Annotated in this window: 22 protein-coding genes; 8 read left to right on the top strand and 14 right to left on the bottom strand. The window is 37.3% G+C overall.

Annotation, left to right across the window (positions count from 1 at the left end; translation table 11 throughout):
* The coding region (locus tag PZE06_RS06340; RefSeq protein ID WP_275791645.1) for a transposase at window positions 1-452 on the top strand (452 nt) is incomplete at its 5' end.
* Window positions 453-855: 403 nt separating this feature from the next.
* On the opposite strand, the gene rpsN is transcribed toward PZE06_RS06340, so the two are convergent.
* The 10 genes from rpsN to PZE06_RS06290 form a co-directional block, all read right to left on the bottom strand.
* The gene (gene rpsN, locus PZE06_RS06335) at window positions 856-1,125 is read right to left on the bottom strand and encodes a 30S ribosomal protein S14 (RefSeq protein ID WP_150914697.1); all 270 of its coding nucleotides are present in this window, start codon (window positions 1,123-1,125) and stop codon (window positions 856-858) included.
* 193 nt (window positions 1,126-1,318) lie between these two features.
* Window positions 1,319-2,227 carry an NAD(P)/FAD-dependent oxidoreductase gene (locus PZE06_RS06330; protein WP_150914698.1) on the bottom strand — a complete coding sequence of 303 codons (909 nt, stop codon included), beginning with the start codon at window positions 2,225-2,227 and terminating at the stop codon, window positions 1,319-1,321.
* Between the two features lie 172 nt (window positions 2,228-2,399).
* The gene (locus PZE06_RS06325) at window positions 2,400-3,599 is read right to left on the bottom strand and encodes a GTP-binding protein (RefSeq protein ID WP_150914699.1); all 1,200 of its coding nucleotides are present in this window, start codon (window positions 3,597-3,599) and stop codon (window positions 2,400-2,402) included.
* Between the two features lie 401 nt (window positions 3,600-4,000).
* Window positions 4,001-4,870 carry a 5'-3' exonuclease gene (locus PZE06_RS06320; protein ID WP_150914828.1) on the bottom strand — a complete coding sequence of 290 codons (870 nt, stop codon included), beginning with the start codon at window positions 4,868-4,870 and terminating at the stop codon, window positions 4,001-4,003.
* Window positions 4,871-4,990: 120 nt separating this feature from the next.
* Window positions 4,991-6,199 (bottom strand): MFS transporter, encoded by a 1,209-nt coding sequence (locus PZE06_RS06315; protein WP_150914700.1) that lies wholly within the window; start codon window positions 6,197-6,199, stop codon window positions 4,991-4,993.
* A 154-nt stretch (window positions 6,200-6,353) separates the two neighbouring features.
* The gene (locus PZE06_RS06310; RefSeq protein ID WP_150914701.1) at window positions 6,354-7,181 is read right to left on the bottom strand and encodes a sulfurtransferase; all 828 of its coding nucleotides are present in this window, start codon (window positions 7,179-7,181) and stop codon (window positions 6,354-6,356) included.
* Window positions 7,178-7,363, bottom strand: coding sequence for a hypothetical protein (locus PZE06_RS06305; RefSeq protein ID WP_225310617.1), 186 nt, complete (start codon window positions 7,361-7,363; stop codon window positions 7,178-7,180). The genes PZE06_RS06310 and PZE06_RS06305 overlap by 4 nt, the downstream gene beginning before the upstream one ends.
* 117 nt (window positions 7,364-7,480) lie before the next feature.
* Window positions 7,481-11,137 carry a dynamin family protein gene (locus PZE06_RS06300; protein ID WP_150914703.1) on the bottom strand — a complete coding sequence of 1,219 codons (3,657 nt, stop codon included), beginning with the start codon at window positions 11,135-11,137 and terminating at the stop codon, window positions 7,481-7,483.
* Window positions 11,138-11,583: 446 nt separating this feature from the next.
* Window positions 11,584-12,141, bottom strand: a complete 558-nt coding sequence (locus PZE06_RS06295) for an isoprenylcysteine carboxyl methyltransferase family protein (RefSeq protein ID WP_275791644.1) — start codon at window positions 12,139-12,141, stop codon at window positions 11,584-11,586.
* The gene (locus PZE06_RS06290; protein WP_150914704.1) at window positions 12,141-13,229 is read right to left on the bottom strand and encodes a type III polyketide synthase; all 1,089 of its coding nucleotides are present in this window, start codon (window positions 13,227-13,229) and stop codon (window positions 12,141-12,143) included. Before PZE06_RS06290 ends, PZE06_RS06295 begins: the two co-directional genes overlap by 1 nt.
* A 590-nt stretch (window positions 13,230-13,819) precedes the next feature.
* Between PZE06_RS06290 and PZE06_RS06285 the strand changes: the two genes are divergently transcribed.
* Window positions 13,820-14,278 (top strand): chemotaxis protein CheX, encoded by a 459-nt coding sequence (locus PZE06_RS06285; RefSeq protein ID WP_150914705.1) that lies wholly within the window; start codon window positions 13,820-13,822, stop codon window positions 14,276-14,278.
* Window positions 14,279-14,428: 150 nt separating this feature from the next.
* Here PZE06_RS06285 and PZE06_RS06280 read toward each other — a convergent pair whose 3' ends face one another.
* Window positions 14,429-15,202 (bottom strand): SDR family NAD(P)-dependent oxidoreductase, encoded by a 774-nt coding sequence (locus PZE06_RS06280; protein ID WP_150914706.1) that lies wholly within the window; start codon window positions 15,200-15,202, stop codon window positions 14,429-14,431.
* A gap of 1,250 nt (window positions 15,203-16,452) precedes the next feature.
* On the opposite strand from PZE06_RS06280, the gene PZE06_RS06275 reads away from it, so the two are divergent.
* The 3 genes from PZE06_RS06275 to PZE06_RS06265 are packed head-to-tail and all read left to right on the top strand — an operon-like array spanning window position 16,453 to window position 18,760.
* Complete coding sequence (locus PZE06_RS06275; protein WP_150914707.1) at window positions 16,453-16,602, top strand: cytochrome c oxidase subunit 2A; 150 nt, start codon at window positions 16,453-16,455, stop codon at window positions 16,600-16,602.
* Window positions 16,603-16,624: 22 nt separating this feature from the next.
* Window positions 16,625-17,101, top strand: coding sequence for a cytochrome c oxidase subunit II (locus PZE06_RS06270; RefSeq protein ID WP_150914708.1), 477 nt, complete (start codon window positions 16,625-16,627; stop codon window positions 17,099-17,101).
* Window positions 17,102-17,104: 3 nt separating this feature from the next.
* Entirely contained in the window at window positions 17,105-18,760 is a 1,656-nt protein-coding gene (locus PZE06_RS06265) for a b(o/a)3-type cytochrome-c oxidase subunit 1 (RefSeq protein WP_150914709.1), read from the top strand.
* 115 nt (window positions 18,761-18,875) lie between these two features.
* On the opposite strand, the gene PZE06_RS06260 is transcribed toward PZE06_RS06265, so the two are convergent.
* The 3 genes from PZE06_RS06260 to PZE06_RS06250 all read right to left on the bottom strand — a co-directional run bounded on the left by PZE06_RS06260 (window position 18,876) and on the right by PZE06_RS06250 (window position 21,985).
* Window positions 18,876-19,802, bottom strand: a complete 927-nt coding sequence (locus tag PZE06_RS06260) for a DMT family transporter (RefSeq protein ID WP_150914710.1) — start codon at window positions 19,800-19,802, stop codon at window positions 18,876-18,878.
* A gap of 260 nt (window positions 19,803-20,062) precedes the next feature.
* Window positions 20,063-21,586, bottom strand: coding sequence for a carboxypeptidase M32 (locus PZE06_RS06255; protein ID WP_150914711.1), 1,524 nt, complete (start codon window positions 21,584-21,586; stop codon window positions 20,063-20,065).
* 165 nt (window positions 21,587-21,751) lie between these two features.
* Window positions 21,752-21,985: a DUF2249 domain-containing protein gene (locus tag PZE06_RS06250; RefSeq protein WP_150914712.1), complete on the bottom strand. Its 234-nt coding sequence runs from the start codon at window positions 21,983-21,985 to the stop codon at window positions 21,752-21,754.
* Window positions 21,986-22,170: 185 nt separating this feature from the next.
* Between PZE06_RS06250 and PZE06_RS06245 the strand changes: the two genes are divergently transcribed.
* The 3 genes from PZE06_RS06245 to PZE06_RS06235 are packed head-to-tail and all read left to right on the top strand — an operon-like array spanning window position 22,171 to window position 23,874.
* Window positions 22,171-22,413 (top strand): DUF2249 domain-containing protein, encoded by a 243-nt coding sequence (locus tag PZE06_RS06245; RefSeq protein ID WP_150914713.1) that lies wholly within the window; start codon window positions 22,171-22,173, stop codon window positions 22,411-22,413.
* Window positions 22,410-22,616, top strand: a complete 207-nt coding sequence (locus tag PZE06_RS06240) for a DUF2249 domain-containing protein (RefSeq protein ID WP_150914714.1) — start codon at window positions 22,410-22,412, stop codon at window positions 22,614-22,616. Before PZE06_RS06245 ends, PZE06_RS06240 begins: the two co-directional genes overlap by 4 nt.
* 13 nt (window positions 22,617-22,629) lie before the next feature.
* Window positions 22,630-23,874, top strand: coding sequence for a hypothetical protein (locus tag PZE06_RS06235; RefSeq protein ID WP_191963167.1), 1,245 nt, complete (start codon window positions 22,630-22,632; stop codon window positions 23,872-23,874).
* Window positions 23,875-23,878 lie beyond the last annotated feature (4 nt).

Genomic DNA, 23,878 nt, shown 5'->3' with positions numbered 1-23,878 from the left:
TACACCTGATTCGAAATTCGATTAAGTATGTTCCAAGTAAAGACTACAAACCTTTTACTGCTGCCTTAAAGAAAGTGTATGGGGCTCCAAGTCTTAAGGCTTGTCATAGTGCGTTTGAATCCTTTGAAAAGCAGTGGTCTACGTATCCTGGAGCTATAGACGTATGGAAACGAAACTTTTCGCACGTGGAGCAACTTTTTGATTATGGTAGTCACATACGAAAAATCATGTACACCACGAATGCCGTAGAAAGTATCCACTCTAGCTTTCGAAAAGTCACGAAAAAAGGAGCATTCCCCCACGAGAACGCTCTATTAAAACTGTTGTTTTTACGAACGAAAGAATTAGAAAAGAAATGGGAAGGCGGACATATCCAACAATGGGCTATGGTCATGAATCAACTGTTAATTCATGCCCACCTGAAGAATCGTGTAAAGAAGTATCTAGAATAACTTACACACTTTTCTTGACAAACCCTATTTGTTCGATAGTTTTAACTTATCGGTAACATCAAACCAACTCATACGTTCACATCTTGCTTTGACAACCCGATCGATTTCAGCTTGCGCTTCATCCACGATTTTTTTTATCATTGAGAGTTCCAGTGAAAATTGTCGCTCCGCTTCTTTTAATGGTGAATGAGCAATTAAAAGAGAAAGAAATTGCTCCTCCGTTACAGATGCCTCCTCTAATTGTTTTCTTTTTCTTCGATAAACTGAAAAATTCCCTTTGTTTTCTGTGGGAGGTTCGCTTCTGCACTACGATGAAAAAACTCCATTAGAATTGGATTAACTTCTATCATATTCGCTCTCCTACCTTTTTGTCCTCTAATGAAAGATAATTTCAGAAGAAAATCTACCAGCTTGATTTTTTTACTCCCGGAATCTGCCCTTTATGAGCGTACTCTCTAAAGGCAATACGTGACATTCTAAATTTTCTTAAATATCCCCTCGGTCTTCCTGTTACGTCACATCTATTTTTTAAGCGTGTTGGAGAAGAATCTCTTGGAAGCTTTCTAAGAGCTTTATAATCTCCTTTTTCTATAAGTTCTCTCCTTAATTCGGCGTATTTTTCCACCATTTTCTGACGCTGCTTTTCCTTTGCAACCTTTGATTTTTTCGCCATATTCTTTCCTCCTCAGATCGAATCTCACACTTATTCCATGAGAAATTTCCGTTTTCTCCCTTTTTATCTTAAGTAAGTCATTCTCTAACCTGCTGAAACTAAAGTAAGTACTTTAATGAGTAGGAATAAGAATACTCCCAAAACCATATGAACTACCATATTATAAAATAAGAACTATACTCTATTTATTTTTCTATATCCCCCATGCTTCTTCAAGTAATTCACTGTTTATTCGGATAGCCGACATGGCGCCAGAAGCTGCTGCGGCAATAACTTGATACATTTCTGAGGCAGCATCACCTGCACTATAAACGCCAGGTACATTTGTTTTCCCATATGAATCAACAACAATACTTCCTGCTTCATTCATTTCACAGCCTAAAGATTGCGGCAATTTTGATCCTATCGTAAGTTTTGGTGTGAAAAAAATGCCTGTACACGGAATAAGAGTGCCATCAGCTAGTTTAATTCGTTGTACGAAGCCATCTTTTGATTCTATTTTCTTAATCGGAGCTCTATATACCTTTATTCCACGCAGATCGATTTCCTCACGTTGCTCATCCGTCCATTCGTCAGGACCATTCGTACATATCGTTAGCTTGCTTGTCCAACCCAATAAAGTTTTAACTCCGTGGAAACCGCGATCCCCCTTTGCAATTAGAACTAGAGATTGCTCCCTCAATTCCCAACCATCACAATATGGACAAACAAAGGCACTTCTTCCATATACTTCTGAAAGTCCGTCAATGTCTAAAGGTAAATCTTTCATTCCAACGGCAAAGAGTATTTTTTTCGCTTCGTAAACAGCTCCTTGTTCAGTTGATATTAAAAATTCCCCCTCCTTTCCTCTAATCTCTGCTGCAATATCTTCAACAAACTGAATTGATGGATAATTCCTTAACTGATCTCTTGCAATGTTTCTAAATTCATTCGGAGCAATGCCATCTCTAGTTAAGAAGCCATGACTCTCTTTCGTCACTTGATTCCTCGGCCTTCCCTCATCAATGATAACAACCTTTCTTCTTGCCCTTCCCAAAACAAGCGCAGCGTTCAGTCCTGCTGGTCCTCCGCCAATTATTCCTACATCAACTTTATTATTCATGATTCAAAGTCCCTCCAAATCCTTCATTATTCTAATAAACTTTCTTCTCTTTTATGTTTAATGCTCTTCAAAAAATTCCAATTCGCTCTATAGATACGATTTAATATCTTTATCCATTTCACTCATTAATTTAAAAGGACTTCAGTTCGCAGTCCTTTTATTATTTAACTAACTACGCTGTTTCAATGACCCATTCAAATGGATCTGATAACTGATTCCAATCATCAGCAAATTCACTATCTGTCAATAAGCACTTGTCTAGTTCTGCTTCTATCTCTTCTCTATCCAATTCAGTCCCGATTAAGACCATTTTGATCATTCTATCACCATATACCGGATCCCACTCATCTAACATTTTCGGATTTTGCCTAAGAATCTCCTGCTGCTCTAGATTTGGCATAGAAGCAACCCAATAAGAAACTGGTTCTACACTTACAGAAGGGCCAGCCTGAGACATTAATAAAGCAATTGAATTTCTAGTAGCACACCAAACAATCCCTTTTGCTCTCACAATATTTTCTGGCATGTTATGAAGCCAATTGTTAAAACGTTCCGAATGAAAAGGCAGTCTTCTTGTGTATACAAACGAGCCGATTCCATACTCTTCTGTTTCAGGTGTATGTTGCTGATGACCTAATGTAAGCTCCTTGATCCATCCCGCTGAAGCACTTGCTTTGTTAAAGTCAAATCTTCTCGTGTTCAAAATCTCTCTCGGGTCAACTTGTCCCTTAATACTATGAATCATTTTCGCATCCGGCTGAAGCGTTCTCAGCACCCGTTCTAATTTCTCCAATTCTTCTTTACTTACCAAATCTGTTTTATTAATAATTAATACATCACAAAACTCTACTTGATCAATTAAAAGATCGGCAATTTCTCGATCATCCTCGTCCCCAATTGCCTCTTTTCGATCTAATAAACTATCACCGGATCGAAAGTCCTTCCAAAAACGATTGGCATCAACTACAGTCACCATTGTATCTAATTGGCAAAAACGAGTAAGATCAATCCCGAGTTCTTCATCTATGTAAGAAAAAGTTTGCGCAACTGGAATGGGTTCACTAATACCCGTTGACTCAATGACAATATAGTCAACATTACCAGCCTTAGCTAATTTCTCAACTTCTATTAATAAGTCTTCTCGCAATGTGCAGCAAATACATCCATTTGACATTTCTACAAGTTTTTCTTCTGTTCGAGACAGCTCTCCTCCTTGTTTTACCAGTTCAGCATCAATGTTTACTTCACTCATATCGTTTACGATCACTGCCACCTTTAAACCATCGCGATTTTGTAGAATATGGTTTAATAAAGTTGTTTTTCCTGCCCCTAAGTAGCCACTTAACACGGTTACAGGTATTTTTCTATTCATACTACGCCTCCTTAAACGTATGCTTCAGATACAAATCGTAATTATTACGATTTACATCTCATGATAATGCACATTTCTATATTTGTAAACTTATTCGTATTATTTTTTAAGACCTGGATTAATTTTTTGGTACATCTTCTACCTTCAGTATAACTGAAAAACTTATGAAACCAATGTTTCACACGAAATGTGTTAAAAATCATGTGATCGACCATATTGGTTCACAAAACCATATAATACTGATTCATAGTAGGTATAAAAACGACATTCTTTAGCTTACACGGACAGATCTATAGCATTGGATTTCTCATAAAAAAAGGAAGTGAAGAAAACAAATCAGTTATCTTCACTTCCTTTTTGCTTTTAAACGTTTCCTGTCTCATTTAAAACAGGAATATTCATTAGCTTGCAGATTCTTCTTCAAAATCGAGAAATTTCGTTAATCCTTTGAACCCAACTTCAGTAAACTTATCGAGAACCTTCTCGCGATTAATCGTTAACAAGGCGTCATCTATCGAATATTGAATCGGAACTTGGCAATGAATTTCTGCTAGTTTTCTACTCAAGTGGAGCATTTCCAAATCTTGTTCGATTTTCGTTCTATGTCCCTTTGTAAGCTGCTCTAGATTTGTGACTACACCGTCAACATGTTCAAATTGTTGGATCAGCTTAAGTGCCGTCTTTTCACCAATGCCTTTAACACCAGGGTAATTATCACTTGGATCCCCCATTAATGCTTTCACATCAATCATTTGGTGAGGTAGTATTCCTTTTTCTGCAAAAAATGTGTCCTTCGTATAAACTGAATAATTTCCATATCCCTTTTGTAACAGTATAACTTGGATTCTTTCATCTAGAAGCTGGAGTATATCACGATCACCTGTTAAAATTTGAACATTGAGCGACTCGTCCATATTTTTGGCAATGGTGCCAATGCAATCATCTGCTTCATAGCCTTCCAAACCAATATTCGGGATATCGAAGGCTTCTACAATCTCCTTGACAAACTCAAATTGTGGAATCAGTTCAACCGGAGCATCCCCACGATTCGCCTTATAATCTTGGAACATTTCCGTACGAAAAGTTTTGCTGCCCATATCCCAGCACACAGCTACATGACTGGGACGAAAAGAAGAAACAGCCGTTAGCATATGCTTAACAAAACCTTGTACACCATTCGTCGGGATACCTTGAGAGTTATACATAAATTGTCCTGTAACTGCTGTTGCATAAAATGCACGAAACAGCAGTGCCATTCCATCAACAAGCATGAGTGATCGATTATTTGTACCCACTTTTACATCCCCCCATTAAACATTTAGGCTCTTTTCTTTAGGTGAGCTATTCGCCTACAAGAAAAGAGCCTTAACATAAAAACTATTATAACATGATTAACTTCCCATTACTTTGATTTGTTGATTATTTCTTTGTACTCTTTTTTGCCAAATGATTGCTGTAATGAACGTTAATATTAATAATACCAAACCTAGCATAAACGGATAAGTGATTTTCACATCATATAATAACCCTGCCAATGTTGGACCCATAACGTTTCCAATACTCATATAGGCATTGTTCATTCCCATTGCAAAGCCTTGTTCTTTACCAGCCATTTTCGATATTAATGTATTTAAGACAGGACGTAAAATGGAAGTAGCTAAGAAGATAATCAGCGTAATTCCAAAGAATAAAGAATAGCTTGTTGCTAATAAAGAGAACAGAAATCCACCAGCGGCCACTCCGATGAAGATAACGAGTACAGCCCCTTCTCCAAATCGATTAACAATTTTATCAACGACAAAAAGTTGAACAATAACACTGATGATTCCTGTTGATGTGATCATGATGGCAATATCTCGCGGCGTAGCTCCATATTGATTATCAACAAATAAACCTAAAACTGATTCGTATGCCATTAAACCAAAACTCATTACTAGTGTAATCACAAGTGGAACAAAATACGGCATTTTAACAGAGCGAGCCATTTTACGAATCATTGACTCCTCATCAGCGGCAAAATGGTTCTCTTCCTCTTCTGTTTTCACTTGACTTTCCTTAAGCACAATAATGGAAAACAGCACAGCAACAACAGAAACAAGTGCAGAAATTAAAAATGGCATTTTCAAGCCGAAATCTGCTAAAAAGCCACCAACCCCAGGTCCAATGACTATTCCTAGTGACATAGCAGCAGATACAAGACTGTTTCCTTTTGCCCGCTGGGCCATTGTCGTAATATCAGCGACGTAGGCAAAGATTGCAGGAACAAGCAATGCAGCGCCAATGCCACCAATAACACGAGATAAATAAAGCAGATAAATTGAATCAAATAAATAGAAAATAAACATCGATGCAGTAAGACCCACTAAGCCATAAATGATCATTTTCCGTCGTCCATATTGATCCGCCCATTTTCCAGCAATCGGCGAAAAAACAAGCTGTGAACCTGCAAAGATAGCAATCATTAAACCTGCTGCCATCCCACCTTGATTTATCGATTCTAAATAAGCTGGTAAAATAGGAATGATAATTCCAAAGCTTCCTATCGCGATAAACATATTTATCATTAAAATCAGCAATTTTTTCCTTTGATCATTCGTCAACACGAAAACCCCCTTTTTCGTACTACACATATGCATCAAAAAAACCCCCCATCCAACATCTTGTAGGATAGAAGGCTCTTACATCCATATGTAGCAAGTCAATGTTAATATATTACAACGTTATGCAGAAATTATCAAGCCTAAAAATTTAATATTATTCACTTGTGACAATTTTATTTTCTGGATAAGAAATCCAATCACTAAAGCTTCCTGCATAAAGCTTAACATTGGTAAAACCAGCTTCTTTTAAAGCGATATAATTGGGGGTAGCAGTAATTCCTGAACCGCAGTAAACAATAATTGGTTCATCCTTCTTGAACTCTGCAAAACGTGCCTCCTGCTCTGCTTTAGCTTTAAAACGCCCGTCTTTAAACCCTTCAGTCCACACTTTATTAATAGCCGTCGGAATATGACCAGCCTTTTTATCAATGGGCTCTACCACTCCTAGATAACGATTAATATCCCGAGAATCAATAAGGGAGATATTTTCTGCAATCGCTCTTCTCACGTCTACCATGTCCGCCACCATATCGTTGTTCAAGTATACTTCATAGCTTGTTTGAGGGTATGTTAAGCTTTCATTGCTAACAGGAAAATTACTAGCATACCATTCACTAAATCCTCCATCCAAAAGATAGCATTCTTGATGTCCGACATATTTTAACAACCACCAAAGCCTTCCTGCAAATGAACCCTCACCACCATCATACGCAACAACAATCGTCTTATTCGAAATCCCTGCTTCTTCCAAGGTATTTTTGAAATCTTCAATATTAGGTAATGGATGTCTCCCACCATGCTCCGCAACCGGTCCAGATAATTGTTTTTCTAAATGGAAGTAGACAGCACCTGGAAGATGATTCTCTTTGTATTGTGCCAAGCCAGCATTCGGATTCCCTAATTGAAAACGACAATCTACAATACGAATATTACGGTCCTCAAGCTTTTCCAAGAGTGTTTCCTTACTGATAAAAGCTTTCATGAACAAGTCCCCTCTCTTTTTTCCATTAACTTTCGAACCCTTTCTTTTGGTGACCAGCAGTTAAACTGATAATGTGGCTTTGTTTCATACCCTAATCGAGTACAGTAATACTTCATTCCTAGTTCTTCTCTAGTTGCCCGAAAATGAATGCAGCTCGCACAAGCATGGAATGGATTTTCCATCATCTGTCACCTACAGTTCTTTTTCTCTAACCAGCAAATTAATTCGTTTACATAGATGCATAAACGAACCTCTTAATAAAAATATATTCACTGTAATAATAATATAAAGAAACAAAGCTACTCAATTTGAGATAACTCTTCCTCTATTTTTATTAATGTTTCTATCGGAATATCATTACTTAAGGCAGCCAACATCCCTTGATAATATTCCCTCGTCTCTTCGAGCATTAATTGCAGAAGTTGAGCAAATTTATCTTTAAGTACTTTCTCATAATGCGATTCTATTCGGGCTTTCTCATCCTGCAAATAGACATCAACAGGCTCCTGAAGGGTTTCTTGCAATGACTCTTCCAGCAATCGCTTCTCATTTTTTTCAAAAAACGACTTCGGGTTTTTAAAATAGGCGAGCGTTTTTTTAAACATATTGCGCTCAAGTCCTATCAAAGCATTGTTAAAATCCAAGCTTGCTATTTGTTCAAGCTGCGGCTGACTGAATGATAATTGCTCATTCTTTTTAAGTAATTCCTTCGTTATTTGTTGATGCGATTCTTTCATTAGTTTTCCGATGAAAATTTCCATTCTTAGCGTCGTTGCTCTTAATTCTTGAGAAAAATCGAAGCCGAAGTTTGTGAGGAAATCATCGAGAGCATGTTCGAGCATTTTCTTTAAATGGCGACCATCATCCTTTAAAAGCGAAGGGTTAAAGGATTCTGTGAAAAAGTCATGAAACCGGAAGAACACTCTTTGCTTCAAATAATAAACTAGCTCTTCTAACTCCTGAGCGAACCTTGTTAATAAGTACTTAGGATTTTGATTGGTAATTTTATTTTCAACCTCTACCAGTTCAGCGTTAAGAAGCACTATCTTTGACTGTTTTAACTCTTTATCCTCTTTTGCTGAGTCAATAAAACGTCGTAATTGCTTTAAAGCCCTTTCCCATTCAATCATCGCCGCATTAATCGACACTTGCGTCAATTCATTCGTGATAAAAGAATAGAAGGCTTTCTCAAAGACGGTTAGTCCTGACTGTGAAGATGGCCGGTGCCCAAGCTTTTCTTCGATGGCCTGTAGGCTTGATAGTGGATATAAGCTTGGATTTGTAATACCGAAACGAATAAGCTCATCTTGAACATAAGCTAAGACCTCTTCCTTTTCTTTCTCATTGTTAGCCAAATCAACAGCATTAACAATAAAAAACATCTTATCCAGTTCGAAAGAGTCTTTGACACGGCCTAATTGAATAAGAAATTCTCGATCTGCTTTTGAAAAAGCATGATTATAATAAGTTACAAACAGAATAGCATCCGAATTTTTTATATATTCAAAAGCTACTCCAGTATGGCGGGCATTAATAGAATCAGCTCCAGGAGTATCAACTAAAGTGATCCCTTTACGAGTAATTTCACAGTCATAATGAACGTCGATTCGTTCCACTAAACAGGATTTTTCCTCGTTTGCCACAAATTCTTGAAAACTCATGATGTCCGTCTGCAGCACATTACCTAACTGATTTCGGTAATGATTAAATCCTTTGAAAAAAGCCTTTAAAAAAGAAAAATGCGTTTTTTCAAAGACCTCTAACTGGCTTTTTCTTTCAAGAATCTCTTTAATTTTTATGAGCGCCTCATCAAAATCCGGTGCCTGAACATTAAAGACAGCTAGTGAACGATTGATATCTTCAAATAAAACTTGTTCTTGTTTAAAATGTACCTTAACTAGCCCATGCGGATGTGTTTCATCAACCGGCATAATTTTATTGATCGCTGCTGTCGTTGGATTCGGAGATACTGGCAGGAGCTTCTCTCCAATCAAACTGTTAGCAAATGATGATTTCCCCGCACTAAAAGCACCAAACAAAGCAACTGTGAAGCCTTTTTCCTCTAATCTCTCTGCCTTCTCCTTTAATAGCGTGGAGATTTTCTTAAAGCCTGGGATCTTTTCAAGTTTTTGTGAGGTAAGGAGCAACCTCTTGACAGCGGTCTCCATTTTTACCGTCTTATCAATCTGAGTCTGTTGATGTTGAGGCTGCCGTAATACTACCTCTTTCCCTTCTTTTACTTCCGTTATTACCTGATCATCCTGTCTTTCGACAATTAACTCTAGATGTTGCTCTTCTTTCACTAACTGCAAAATACTTTCTTCTTTAAAAGGCTGTCCGTCATGACCTAATAAGATTTGCTCCATTTCCGCGGCTTTAGCCATTTTAGCTGCTAATAATGTTTCTTTTTGTTGCCAAACGTTAAGCAAAAGAGAATATTTATGTAACGCCTGTTGTAAGCTATGTTTTTGTTCATTGAGATGGCTATCGACTTTCTGTAAATAATTCTCTTTGATTTGTTTCATTCTTTGTCTCGCAACCCTTTTAGCTTGCTCCGCCACCTCTGCTGTATAATTTAAAACATATTCTCCAGATAAACGCGCCCCTTTTTTGAGGGTTTGCTTGAGCATTTCCTTTGACAATTCTACAGAGAATTCTTGAATCTCATGCAAAAGATCCGTGTCTTGAATTTCTTCTTCCTTCAATTTTTTCACCAAAAAATCTTTTAGATGCCATGTGATTTGTGAATCAATTTTGTCTTGCAAATCAAGAAAAAATCGTCCAAGCCTTTCCTCTCTCTCAAACTCAGTCTTTTGCTTGGAAAAAAACAAACCTACTTTGAAATCCGGATCTGTTGCTTGCAAAAAGTTCTCCGCCAAAGCTCTCGTTTCAAAAGGCATTAAATAAGCATTACTTAAGATCGAATTGACCCCAGCATCAAACTCCTTTTCCTTTTCTTTGCTCGCAGAGGAAATATTCTGTAATGCTGTCTCTAAACGTTCTATTTCAAAAGGAAGCCGAGCTTGCTCCTCTTCTGTAAATTCTCTAAGTTGCTCTTCATAACTTTCCAACGTTTCTTGAGCTTTCTCCTTTTGAAACTGCCGATGCTCTGCACTCAAATTCGATAATGAACGATAGACAGAAGAAGATAAAAGCACATCTTTAGCTTCAAATTTTAACTGCATCAATTGCTGTAATTCATTGAATTGATTATATCGATGCTGTTCATCCCGTAAAGATGTATAAAAAATTCGCTCCGGCTCGACGCCCCAATCAAAAAAAGATTGCTGGACACTTGCTTGAAAGCTTTCAAAACTAAGCTCTTCTTCTCGATGCTTATCAATTTGATTAATGACTAAATAAAGTTCCTTCCCTGCTTCCACTAATTCTTTCGTGAAAAGAAAATTTAATTCTGATTGAACATGGTTATAATCCATCACATAAAAGACAAGATCAGCTAAATGCAATGCTGACTCCGTCGCAACCCGGTGAGCATCATCAGTTGAATCAATTCCTGGAGTATCCATTATACATACATCAGCTGGAAGAGCCTTCGTACAATGACTGATTTCGATCGATCGGATGGAATCTCCATCCTTACAGTAGGACTTTACCTTTTCATAATCATATGGTGCTGGGTATAGACGAGGATTCTCCTCTTTAAAATATACCTTTGCATACTCTTGACCTGATTTAACCTTTACTAAATTGGCACTCCTGGGAATCGGACTTGACGGGAGTAATTCCTCGCCCATCAATCGATTAATCATGCTCGATTTTCCTGCAGAAAAATGTCCGCAAAAAGCAATGGCATATTCTTGATGATGAAGCTTGAACAACAGTTGTTTTGCCTTATTCGCCGATTCCTGATCATGATTTCTCAAGAAAAACTGGTAAAATTTCGCCAATTTTTCTTTTAACGCCTTTATGTCATGCTGCGAAGCTGTCTCAATCATTTCACTAACCCCTTGTTATGTTCGTTTACTCATTCATTTTAACTGATTTTTCATATTATTTAAATCCGTTTTATCTTTCTTCATATTAAGCTTGAAAAAATTGACCAACAAACACTTAACCTACCTCTTCGGAACAATTAAAGTTAGTGCTACTCCCTTTTTACTCACTGCCATATAAATGATAAAAGAAATAAAAGCAACCAGCACTTCCAGCAAACATAAAAAAACCAGACCCGAGGGATCTGGCGTTAAATGATTATTTTGTTTCTATTGTTGGCTTACAAACATGGTTTAAAACATATTTCATCACAAAGGAATAGACAGCAATGGTCGAAATAATAAAAATCGAAACCATATGTAACACGTCCTTTAATTTTAAATGAGAATAATTTTCATATTCAATGTATCATGATCTACTTTGAGTTTCAATAGCTGCTTCAAAATGTTCAAACTTTTTTCGAAAAAGAAGGAATAAACCGCTTGTACTTCGTAAATTCACGCCCATATTCTGTCAAGTTTTGAAGGGCTTGCTCTTCTGTTGGAATACGAATAGATAAGACCCAAATGTTTAAGATTGTAAATACGACGGCAGTTAAATATGCCTCATATAATAATGGAATAATAATGAATTCCACAGCGACAATTACATAATTGGGGTGCTTTAAAAATCGGTAGGGTCCTTTTTTGACAAGCTTAACACCTGGAACGATGATAATCTTTGTATTCCAATATCGCCCTAATGAATAAATGACCCAGCCTCTGCCAATTTGCGTTAGTAAAAACAGCACTAAAATGAAGGGCCAAGATGGATGAACGCTTCTTTGTAAAACAACCACTTCTACTGTGAAACTTAAAAGGAATAAAATGTGGAGCATTACCAAATAGGGATAATGCGCTTGACCTACCACAATTCCGCCCTGTTTTTTCATCCACTTTTCGTTTCGCCTTGCAATTACAAGCTCAGTTAACCTTTGCATAATGAGTACAGTAATAAATAGTTTCATTATTTCATCCACCTTAACAACAGCAATTCCGAACTAAAGCCTGGTCCAAGGGCTGTAGCCAATCCCACTTCTCCTTCCCCCCCTTTTTCCATAAATCTTTTTAAAACATATAGAATTGTAACCGAGGACATGTTCCCAAATTCACGTAAAACATTAGCTGACAATTGTGTTTGGGCAGAAGAAATCGCTAAGGCACGCTCATAAGCATCCAACACCTTTTTTCCTCCTGGATGAGCAATAAAATGAGTGATATCCCCCATCTGCTGATTCGTTTTGTCCAAAAAGTGGGTAACGGCTGGCCCTAATTCCTTTTCAATGATTGTTGGAATATCCTTTGAAAATACGACATACAATCCATCGTTTTTCACTTTCCATCCCATTACATCAAGAGAATTTCTTAAAGTCATCGATTGCGTTGCGATAATTGAAGGAACAGATAAAACATTTTGCCATTCATTTCTATTCACTTGATCGCCCACCATTAACGCACATGCCACACCATCAGCAAACAACGATGTACCAATGAGATTGCTCTTAGAACGATCATTTCTTTGAAAAGTTAAGCTACAAAATTCGATGGCAAGGATCAGCACTTTAGCTTGAGGAAATGCGCGGCAATATTCAAATGCTCTTGATAATCCAGACGCACCTCCCCCGCATCCAAGACCCCAAATGGGAATGCGTTTCGTAAAAGGAGAAAAAGGAAGTTGATTCATAATTCTCGCTTCAATACTAGGTGTTGCAATTCCTGTACTTGAAATGGTGAAAATCGCATCTATTTCTGCAAAAGGAACCGTTTTCTTTAAAAAAAATCCTTTCTGTAAACAATCTTCAATTGCAATGGTCCCTAATTCAACTGCGTGATTGATGTAAGCATCATTTCTTTCCTCAAAAGAGCGTTCCTTCTCAAACCAATCTAACCCTTTAACAAAGTGACGTTTCCTAATTTGCCCGCTTCGAAACACCTTTAATAATCTTTCAATATCTTTAAAGGAATGCGAAAAAAGTGTACGGGCGAATTTCATCACTTCATCTTGTGTAATCACATATGGGGGATGCACTTCTGCGATAGAGAGGATTTGAGGCATCGGAATCACTCCTTCAACGATATAAGGTTATTATTTCCAATACATCATATCTTATGCGCGCTTATTCTCCCTTTAAACAGAATACTAACATTAAATACGGTTCTATAAGTTTCATTGATTAATAGTTACCTCGCTCATAAAATAGGCGTGCTATTGCAAGAAATAAGAGACTCCTTTGGAAAATTGTTCTTGCTCGGATAAATCAAAGTCAATCTTTCGTTCTTATTGCCGCACACCAATAACAAATCGATGGTTGCGCTAAATCTTCGGTGCAGGTTGAAATTGCTTCAGCACCTATTTTTTATGAATTAAAGCTCGATACACTCATTACAAGAATGTACCACAATCAATAAAAAAACTTCCCCCAATATAAAAATTTGAAGGAAGTGAATGTTTTGAAGGATTGTTGTGCACTTTTATTATAAAACAAATAACCTGCATCATCACCACATAAACTTTTCCAATTATCCGTTACTTTTTATTTACTCAATAAGTAGTCTAATATACCTATATAAAATCCGATTTTTTATCTTTAAGTAAGTTGAAATTGTGGTAATATAAATAGTAATTATATAGTGGGGGAATGATTAGTGACATTAACTAAAAGTGTAACAGACATCTTAAACGGGACGATCGAATCAGTTAAAGCGGTTCTACCGTTTGAAGTGACTGTAGAAAAGCCATCATTGTTTACACAGTCCTTTACTCAGCATTCAATTGGTGTTCTCATTGGAATGACAGGTGATGTTCGAGGACGTGTTATCATTGAAGGTGAAGAAAAGACATTCGGAAAAATTGGAGAGGGTATGTTTGGAATGTTTCTCGAAGGAGAAATGCTTGAATCGTTCGCAGGTGAACTAGGAAATATGCTTGCTGGTAATCTCTCCACAACGATCTCCCAAAGGGGTTTCGAAATGGACATTACTCCCCCAACAGTATTAATAGGGCAAACAAAGGTGTATGGATTTGATCGAGCTTTTCGTCTCCCAATTCATATGAATAATATTGGGTCATTAGAGATTATTTTAGCCGTAGAAGTTGCAGCTTAAGCTTCATTTTCGGAAAAGGGAAATTTTTCCGACATTGACCTTTGACATTTCAGAAAATCTATATTCATTTTTCCAGCCAGACAATTAGACAAGCTATTCTTGTCTAATTGTCTTTTTTAGCAAATGGCGACTCCTGTATAGAACTTCGCGTCAAAATCCTTTAATCGACATTCCTCCATCGACGAAAATCGTTTGCCCTGTTACATAATTACCGGCTTCTGATGCTAAAAACACCGCTGGTCCCACGAGTTCTTGAAGCTCTCCAACCCGATTAAGTGGAGTTACCGATAAAATTTCGTGTAAATATTCCGGATCTGCTAATAACTTTTCAGTCAATGGTGTTTTAAAATACCATGGACCAATTGAGTTAACACGAATATTGTATTGCCCCCACTCCATAGCTAGAACTTTCGTCATTTGAATCATCGCTGCCTTCGTAGCCGCATAAACAACTCCTGTTCTGAGCGCAACAGTACCTGCTACTGATGAAATGGAAATAATTTTTCCATCAGTATTCGTTTCTTTCATTAGTTTCCCTACTTCTTGCGACATCATAAAAGTAGATTTTAAATTCGTATCCATAATCTTTTGCCACTCTTCGTCTGTCACATCCAATGCTTTTGAACGAATATTCATTCCTGCATTATTGATAAGAACGTTTACTTTCCCCCATTTGCCGACAATATGATGCAAGCTTTCTATAATGTTTTCCCGCTTCGTCACATCTGTTGGCACTACAAGGGCTTCCCGTCCTAAATCGTTTATGTAATTGGCTGTTTCCTCTAAATCTTCCTTTGTTCTTGACAGTAAGGCAATATCTGCTCCAGCTTCTGCTAATCCAATCGCAAGTGCCCTTCCGATTCCTCTTCCTGCCCCAGTCACTATCACCTTTTGCTCATCTAATCGAAATGAAGGCAAATACACTTTAATCACCCTTCTCTAAAAATTCTTACACCTTTCAACATATCAAATCAACAGCAAATAAGAAAGAAAATACACCGGACTTACATGTGTTGAATCTAAAAAGATATAGTCAGCAAGCAACCTAACCTCCTTCAGAATGTCAGCGTTTAGAATGGTTTCACGTTCATTTTCTTAGTTTCTCGTCATTATGGAAGGTCACCTGAAAAATATTTAAAGCAATCAAAAGAAGTCTGTCTCATAAGCTTAGCTTTTAGTTTTAGGGGCAACTCTTTTTTAATTTTCTCTATGTAAATATTTAACCCTACTCCGGACTGAGCCGAGCCACTCCCCTCGCTACGCTTATATCAAGGTCTCGACTTTCCAATTTTATCCTACCGCGAAGTGTTTTTTTAATATCACTCGATTAGCTCTTTCGAACCCCTGGCATACTCAAGGATTTTCAAAACCATTGAAAAGAGTGTAAGCAAACTCGAAAACTTTCGAGTTGCCTACACTCTGAACACCAGACTAATCTGTTCTTAATTCACTAGAACCATTTTGATTTTGAACCTCAATCCATATTTTATTTATCACTTCATTACCACATACTCTACATACGTCTAAGCCATCATATAGTATCCTACAATTTTCACAATAGTATTTTTCCATCGCTCTTATTCACTTCTTTCACTAAAATTAAAAGTTATATTATGCCCATATTATTTTATTTTCGGAAAATGGTGACCGAATGGCACAGCCTTAGAATACGTTTGCAGAGAAAAACTGAATCGCGTAAAAGGGATAGAATAATAATATGTGGAAAAAAGCAATTCTATAACAATATTAAACAATTTTTCTCAAGTGATTTAAATCATACAAAGCCAAGCTTTTTTTCGATAAAATCTTTTATAGGGATAAAAATTAATGTACATGTAATATGATGTAAATCAAACGAACTCATTTGGTGTGAAAAAATTGATCATTTAATGGTTAACAATTACATTTAAAATTTGACCTTCGGCTCCAAACATTTCTGTTTTTACAAGAAGTGTTTCTGGAGTCTTTTTCGCGTTCATAAAATGTTCACATTCACCAAAGTGAATTTGTGACAAAAATCACTGTTAAATAAACTTTCCACTACTAAGATAGTAAATATATGAATATTGAACAATTTGTGAATTCCTTACATCGATATGGATTCTCAAAAATTGTCTAGTATGATGAAGGTGTAATCATTTACATTTTCTATCTTTCCGAAAGGAGTGAGTGTTATGGCTAAAGCAGAATTGAAGAGCGAAACAAAGACAGAGATTGAGGACAGCTCTTCTTTAAAGGGGACGTTAGTTTCCGTTTTCTTTGTCGGCTTTTTCATCGTAGTTCTTTGGGTTGGCGTTTACTTCTTATACTTAGATCGGTTTTAAAAATGAAAGGGGATTTTAAGCCATGCATATGCACAAATTTGAAAAAATATGGCTGATTTTCGGGGTAACTGCTCTTCTTGTGTTCTTATCTGTTTTAGGAGTGAGCGCCTTTTACCTTGGTAATCAACCTCCAAGCTGTTTAGCTGTTGTTGATCCAACGAAGGTAGACGAACACGAGACATTTAAGGAGCCAGGCTTAAAGAAAGTGGAAGGAAAAGATTGGGATTATGAACTTGTATTTGTTGCCCAAGCCTTTGCTTATACTCCTGGAACGGTTGAAGTTCCACTTGGAGCAAAGGTAAAAGTCATCGCAACTTCAAAGGATGTTATTCACGGCTTTGGCGTAGCAGGTACAAATATTAATATGATGGTGGAACCAGGTTATATTAGTGAAATTGTAACAACCTTTGATAAAGTTGGAGAATATTTGGTTTTATGTAACGAATATTGTGGATCCGGGCACCATCTGATGACATCTATGATTAAGGTGGTGGAATAATATATGCTTAAAACATCTCTAAATTTAAAAGTTGATCGCCGTGACGCAAAATTAGTGATGGCTCATTTCTATGTTGCATTTATTGCTTTGCTAGTCGGTGGACTAGCTGGACTGCTTCAGGTATTAGTACGATCTGGAAAGTTTGAATTGCCAGCAGGGATTGGCTATTATCAAATATTAACGGTCCACGGTGTCGTATTAGGACTTGTATTAACAACATTTTTCATTATGGGATTCCAGCTTGCTGCCGTAAGCAAAACGGCGGGTACTTTCACCAATAAACAGAGAACAATTGGCTGGATTGGCTTCTGGATTATGACAATTGGTACTGTCGCGGCAGCAGTGATGATTCTTCTTAACGAAGCATCCGTACTTTACACATTTTATGCACCATTACAAGCTCATTTTGTCTTCTACTTAGGATTAACGCTTGTTGTAGTAGGAAGTTGGGCTGTTGGTACGACGATTATTCTAAAGTATGCAGAGTGGAGAAGAGCAAACCCTGGACAACCTAGTCCATTACTAACTTTCATGGCACTTGTAAATACAATGATGTGGATCGTGGCAACCATCGGTGTTGCAGCAACTGTTTTAATTCAATTATTGCCATGGTCTTTAGGATTAGTTGAAACAGTTAACGTTGGTGTAAGCCGTACCCTATTCTGGTACTTCGGACATCCGCTCGTATATTTCTGGTTACTACCGGCTTATATGGCATGGTATGTGATGATTCCAAAAATTATTGGTGGAAAAATCTTCTCAGATTCATTAGCAAGAATGTCTTTTATTCTATTCTTATTATTTTCAATTCCAGTAGGTTTCCACCATCAGCTCTTAGAACCGGGCATTGACCCTGCTTGGAAATTCTTACAAGTAGTATTAACATTTTTAGTCGTCATTCCTTCATTAATGACTGCGTTCTCCTTGTTCGCAACATTTGAAAGCTACGGACGTTCTCAAGGGGCAACAGGATTATTCGGATGGCTGAAGAAACTTCCTTGGAAAGACGCACGTTTTACAGTACCATTTATCGGAATGCTCGCATTTATTCCTGCGGGGGCAGGCGGTATCGTCAACGCTTCCCATCAAATGAACCAGGTTGTGCATAACACGGTTTGGGTAACAGGACACTTCCATTTAACAGTTGCAACAGCTGTTGTTCTGACATTCTTCGGTGTCTCATTCTGGCTTGTACCGCATTTAACTGGACGAAAATTAACGAAGAAAATTAATAAATTGGCTCTTATTCAAGGTTATCTGTGGGCGATTGGAATGACCTTTATGTCAGGTGCCATGCATGCTGCTGGTTTACTCGGCGCTCCTCGCCGTTCATCATTCTCTGAATATGGTGGAGCTGCTCAAGCAGCAGAATGGATTCCATATCAAATCGCTCAAGCCGTTGGTGGTTCCATTCTCTTTATCGCGATTATTTTAATGCTTTACATTTTTGTCAACCTAGCATTCTTTGCACCTAAAGGTGAGGAAGAATTTCCGGTTGGAGAAGCAGCAAATCAAGAAGAAAAAGCACCGATGGTGTTCGAAAACTGGAAGTTATGGCTCGGAATTACTGTACTTTTAATTCTTTTTGCTTACACAATTCCATTTATTGACCTAATTAAAAACGCACCTCCAGGAGCACAAGGTTACAAACTTTGGTAATCGGAACAATAAATGCTTTATTTTTAAATTGAGGGCTTTGTTCAATAAAATAGTGAATAAAACATGCTGCCCTTTTGGTGTGAAACGCTTGAGCTAACATAATAAAAACACTGGTTCAGCCAATTGAACCAGTGTTTTTATTATGCTTTATTTGCTCATTCCCTTTCATAACGGGAAGATTTACAATCATTACAGCCAAAAAGATTAAAAATGCTCCGAACAATTGGGAAATCCCCAAATTCTCCTGAAAAATGACGAAACCAATCAGCATGGCAACAACAGGTTCTACAGTTGCAATAATTGCTGCTTTACTACTTTCTGTCTTCTCAAGACCCCAAGTATAGGCCAAATAAGCAATTACTGTTGGTACTAAGCCCAGACCAACACTTACGAAAAGAACTCTCGATGAAAATAGAACATCTAGTTTCACCCAGATTCCCGAGAACGGCAGTAATGCTATGGCAGCTATTACAAACGTATATAATGTCACCGTAAATGGTTTAATCTCGTGTTTTAATGCAACTTTTCCAAATATACTATATAAAGCATAACCAAGCCCTGATCCTAGCCCTGTTAATACCCCTAATAAAGTAATTGTAGTGCCTTGATCAACACCGACACCTACTATAAACACACATCCTAATATAGTACCAACAACGGCGATGATCTTCTGTTTATGAAGCGGTTCCTTTAAAAAAATAAACGACAGAATGGTTACAAAGGCTGGAGACGTATAAAGAAGAATGACAGCTATGGAAACACTCAGTTCATTGATCGTAAAGAAATAACAGTAGTTAAAAAAAGCAATGCTGAAGATCCCAGTTCCAACAAAAAATGGAAGCTTCTTTAATTGTACTTGCAATTGCTCTCTATAAGACACTGCCCCTACGATTAAGAGAAAGATAGCAGCAAAAGTGACCCTTACTGTAACAATCTCCATTTCTGTCAATCCAGCCTCTTTCAGTTCTCTAACAAAAATAGCAATTAATCCCCATAAAGCTGCACCAAAAGCAATCATAATATACGGCAAGATTTTTTTCATAGCTTCCTCCAAGAACAATAGCGCAAGCCCCTTGCTCGTCACCGTACATAACTGAAAGGACCTGATCTTTGATATAGGAAACCTACGGGTGCAAGCACCTCTGGTTAACTTATCGTATGGAGAGAACCTGAAGTTTGTAAGGCGATCGGTGCGGAGCTAGACGTAGATATACTAATTGAAAAAGTAATATACAACTACAAAATCTATCATTTCCTAAGAAAGAAAAAGGACGACAAACACGTCATCCTTAGACTGTTGAACTAAATATTCAAGCTGTAAACTTTACTATATTTATCGTATAAATAATCAACTAAATATTGAGCATTTAACCCTTCCCCAGTTACATCTGTTAAGATTTCCAAAGGCTTTTTCAAAGAACCAAACTGGTGGATGTTTTTCGTTAGCCACTCTTTTATAGGTAGTAAATTCCCTTCTTCAAGTAATTGATCGTAGTTTGGTAGATCTTGTTGCATCGTATTCTTGAATTGAGCTGCATACATATAACCTAAAGCATAGGAAGGAAAATAACCAAAAGAACCTCCTGACCAGTGTACATCTTGTAAAACACCGTTTTCATCACTGTCAGGTGTCACCCCCAAATACTCTTCATACTTCTCATTCCAAATTTGCGGTAAATCTTTTACTTCAATTTCATCATTAAATAGGCCTTTTTCAATTTCATATCGAATAATGATATGGAGCGGGTATGTTAATTCATCCGCTTCTATCCGAATAAGGGATGGTTTTGATTCGTTAATCCCACGATAATAATCATCTACGGATACTTGAGCAAATTGACCATTTGAATACGATTTTAACAGCTCATAGTTTTTCTTCCAGAATGCATAATTTCGTCCAACAAAATTTTCGTAGAATAGAGACTGGGATTCATGGATTCCCATTGAAGTCCCTGTACACAATGGCGTTCCTACTAGATCCTTGGATATATTTTGTTCATAGAGAGCATGTCCACCTTCATGAATTGTCCCAAACACAGCGACGCGAAAGTCTTTTTCATCATATTTAGTCGTTACCCGAACATCACCAGGATTCAATCCAATCGCAAAAGGATGTACCGTTTCATCCAATCGACCAGCTTGGAAATCATAACCCATTTGTTCTAATATATTCAAACTAAAATCTCTTTGTTTCTCTTTTGGAAAATGTTCAAATAAAAAACTTGTCTCTGGTTTGTTGTCTGATTCTGAAATGGCTTTAACAAGCGGAATGATTTTTTCACGAAGATCTCCGAAAACTCTATCTAAAATCTCAACTGTAATTCCAGGCTCATACATATCTAACAAGGTATCGTATTTATTTCCTTCATAGCCCCAGTATGTAATAAAGCGTTTATTCGTCTCTACTAACTTTTCTAAATACGGTCTAAATAGATCAAAATCGGATGAATCCTTCGCTTCTTCCCACACACTTTCAGCCTTCGACTGGAGAATAACGTACTCCTTATACTCTTCTGCAGGAATTTTCTTATTGCGATCATATTCTTTTTTACAATGCTCGGCTGTCTTCCTCGTAATTTCCGAAATGACCTCTTTCGCCTCGTCTGTCGTTAAATTAGCAATGTAAGCGGCCATTTCTTCAGAAGTAGACATTTTAAACACTTCCTGAGACAAAGTTCCAATCACTTGTGAACGCTGTTCAACACTCTTCTTGGGCGCTCCAGTGCGTAAATCCCAATAAACTAAAGCAAGGGCTTCGTTATATGCGCTCATTTTCTGCACATAAGCAGTAAACTCTTGCTCGATCTGCTTAATTTTTTCACTCATTATTATTTGTCCTCCCCAAAACTGTCATTCCATTTGCAAGGATATATTACGTATTAAACCCCTTAGTGAATCAAATACCCCTATATTTTATCATATTTTTCAGAAAATAACTCCAAAAAATAGAAAAAGAGGATCGTTTCAAAAACAAACCCTCTCATCTGATTCCTATTTTTTTCCGATCGCTACTCTCCAAAGTTCAGGACCTTCTTCTAAGTACTCCCATGTAAATGTATCTGTTCTTTCTATCATAAATTGATATCTTAATGGCTTGGGATCATGGTCATTTACTAGCAACATAAACTCCCCTGGTTGGAGGGAATCAAAAGTGTTAATAATCTTTGGATGTTTTTCTTTCGGTGGATAATTGGGCGCAATCACTTCAGCTGCGAAATTTTTCATATTACTCACTCCCCTTAAATTGTAAACTTCGTTCCTTACATATGTAGTATAGAGCGTGCAATATTTTGGAGAAGTGAACACCATCACACTTGAAAATAAAATTCTTCATGTCTTGTGATTTACATCACGATATCACTTAATGAAAATGATTATCATTAAAGAAAAGACATAAGGGAGAGATGAATATGGAAAAACGTGTCGTAGAATTAGATGTTCGTGAGGATCTGAAAAACAAGATAGAGCCATTCCAAAAAATTATGGTGGCTGTTAAAGGCTTAGAAAGTGGGGATGTCTTTATTCTCCATGCCCCTTTTAAGCCTACCCCTCTTTTCGCTGTTTTGAAAGCAAAAGGTTTTGTCCATCAGGCAGAACAGCTTGAGAAAAAACACTGGAAAGTAACATTTACAAAAAAGGGGGAATCAAAATGAGATTAGATAATCGCGGATTAGAACCGCCTAATCCAATGATGAGGACACTTCGCGCTCTAGAGACTTTAGCTGAAGGAGATACATTGGAAATCATCAATGATCGTAGACCAATGTTTCTTTATGAACAATTAGATGAGCTAGGCTTTAAACATATAACTGAACCAAACGAGGATGGAAGCTTCACAATAAAAATTACAAAGTAAGGAAGATGGTTTCATGATAGTGAAGAATACAGGGAGTGAAACGAACATTAAATTACCTTTTTCTTTTATTTTTTTTAGTATACTTGCGCTTCTTATTTCTCAATTTCTCATTCTTTTTAACGGGGATGCTTTTATAAATGGGCACTTCCGCATTCCAGCAATTTGGTCTGCTGCCCATTTATTTATATTAGGATGGGCGTTAATGATCGCAATGGGTGCTATGTATCAATTGGTGCCGGTAGCATTTTTGACTCCGATATGGAATGAAAAATTCGGTTTTATACAATTTGCTGTCACAGCGGTTGGGGTTGTCTCCTTTGCTATTGCCCTTTATATCATCCCTAGTAAAGCCCTCATTCCCGGGATCATCATGCTTATTGGGATCATTATGTTCCTTATTCAAATGGGGATGACCTTGCGAAAACAAGCAAAACCAAATATCCTTACTCTTTTTGTCGGAAGTGCATTAGTCTGTTTGTTCCTAACGATCATAATGGGAATTTCATTAGTTTTTAGCATGAAAACAGGATTTGCTAGCAATTATTATTCAATCCTTTTTCATAGCCATTTATTATTGGGAATCTCTGGCTGGTTTACACTGCTGATTTTTGGTTTCTCCTATAAAATGGCACCGATGTTTTCCCTTTCCCACGGCTATGAGATGAAGCAAGCAAAATATGTTTATGGCTTTTATAGCACAGGGTTGCTATTCGTATTGTTGTCGTTTGTTCTCGATTTTTCTTGGTTGTTTAAATGTGGATTTTTCTTACTCTTAGTCGGCTTCAGTAGCTTTATGTGGCACATTTACCTGATCTTGAAAAAAAGAGTAAAGAAAAAACTTGATCTGCCTTTTCGCTTTGCTTTATTAGCGATTATCTTTGGTGAAATGATTCATTTACTTGCTTTTATTGCATGTATAAGCAATCAATTTGCAAGCTTGGCTGCTCCCCTAATCGTTGCTTATATCATGCTTTGGATTGCCTATAGTATTATTGGCTACCTTTATAAAATCGTTCCATTCCTTTGGTGGACGCACAAGTATTCGCATGTTATTGGAAAAAAGGATGTCCCAGCTTTGAAAGATATGATTAATGAAAAATTAGCACTTCCGATCTTTCTATCGTTTATTTTCGGTATTTTACTTGTTTCTATAAGCATTGCCCTAAATGGGCAGATGCTCTTCTACATTGGACAGCTACTCGTTACAGCAGCATCCATTGTCTTCGGAATTGCGATACTCGCCGTTATTAAAAAATAGGAGG

Origin of the sequence: Robertmurraya sp. DFI.2.37 (assembly GCF_029211245.1) — a bacterium.
Lineage (GTDB): Bacteria > Bacillota > Bacilli > Bacillales > Cytobacillaceae > Robertmurraya > Robertmurraya methanolica_A.
The sequence above is the reverse complement of the archived record's forward strand: the minus strand, read 5'-3'. Positions and strand labels throughout refer to the sequence as shown.

Coding starts and splice junctions, on each gene's coding strand:
- rpsN (WP_150914697.1), bottom strand. CDS start 1,125: ATGGCGAAAAAATCAAAGGTTGCAAAGGAAAAGCAGCGTCAGAAAATG.
- PZE06_RS06330 (WP_150914698.1), bottom strand. CDS start 2,227: ATGAATAATAAAGTTGATGTAGGAATAATTGGCGGAGGACCAGCAGGA.
- PZE06_RS06325 (WP_150914699.1), bottom strand. CDS start 3,599: ATGAATAGAAAAATACCTGTAACCGTGTTAAGTGGCTACTTAGGGGCA.
- PZE06_RS06320 (WP_150914828.1), bottom strand. CDS start 4,870: ATGCTTGTTGATGGAATGGCACTGCTGTTTCGTGCATTTTATGCAACA.
- PZE06_RS06310 (WP_150914701.1), bottom strand. CDS start 7,181: ATGAAAGCTTTTATCAGTAAGGAAACACTCTTGGAAAAGCTTGAGGAC.
- PZE06_RS06305 (WP_225310617.1), bottom strand. CDS start 7,363: ATGGAAAATCCATTCCATGCTTGTGCGAGCTGCATTCATTTTCGGGCA.
- PZE06_RS06300 (WP_150914703.1), bottom strand. CDS start 11,137: ATGATTGAGACAGCTTCGCAGCATGACATAAAGGCGTTAAAAGAAAAA.
- PZE06_RS06295 (WP_275791644.1), bottom strand. CDS start 12,141: ATGAAACTATTTATTACTGTACTCATTATGCAAAGGTTAACTGAGCTT.
- PZE06_RS06290 (WP_150914704.1), bottom strand. CDS start 13,229: ATGCCTCAAATCCTCTCTATCGCAGAAGTGCATCCCCCATATGTGATT.
- PZE06_RS06275 (WP_150914707.1), top strand. CDS start 16,453: ATGGCTAAAGCAGAATTGAAGAGCGAAACAAAGACAGAGATTGAGGAC.
- PZE06_RS06270 (WP_150914708.1), top strand. CDS start 16,625: ATGCATATGCACAAATTTGAAAAAATATGGCTGATTTTCGGGGTAACT.
- PZE06_RS06265 (WP_150914709.1), top strand. CDS start 17,105: ATGCTTAAAACATCTCTAAATTTAAAAGTTGATCGCCGTGACGCAAAA.
- PZE06_RS06260 (WP_150914710.1), bottom strand. CDS start 19,802: ATGAAAAAAATCTTGCCGTATATTATGATTGCTTTTGGTGCAGCTTTA.
- PZE06_RS06255 (WP_150914711.1), bottom strand. CDS start 21,586: ATGAGTGAAAAAATTAAGCAGATCGAGCAAGAGTTTACTGCTTATGTG.
- PZE06_RS06250 (WP_150914712.1), bottom strand. CDS start 21,985: ATGAAAAATTTCGCAGCTGAAGTGATTGCGCCCAATTATCCACCGAAA.
- PZE06_RS06245 (WP_150914713.1), top strand. CDS start 22,171: ATGGAAAAACGTGTCGTAGAATTAGATGTTCGTGAGGATCTGAAAAAC.
- PZE06_RS06240 (WP_150914714.1), top strand. CDS start 22,410: ATGAGATTAGATAATCGCGGATTAGAACCGCCTAATCCAATGATGAGG.
- PZE06_RS06235 (WP_191963167.1), top strand. CDS start 22,630: ATGATAGTGAAGAATACAGGGAGTGAAACGAACATTAAATTACCTTTT.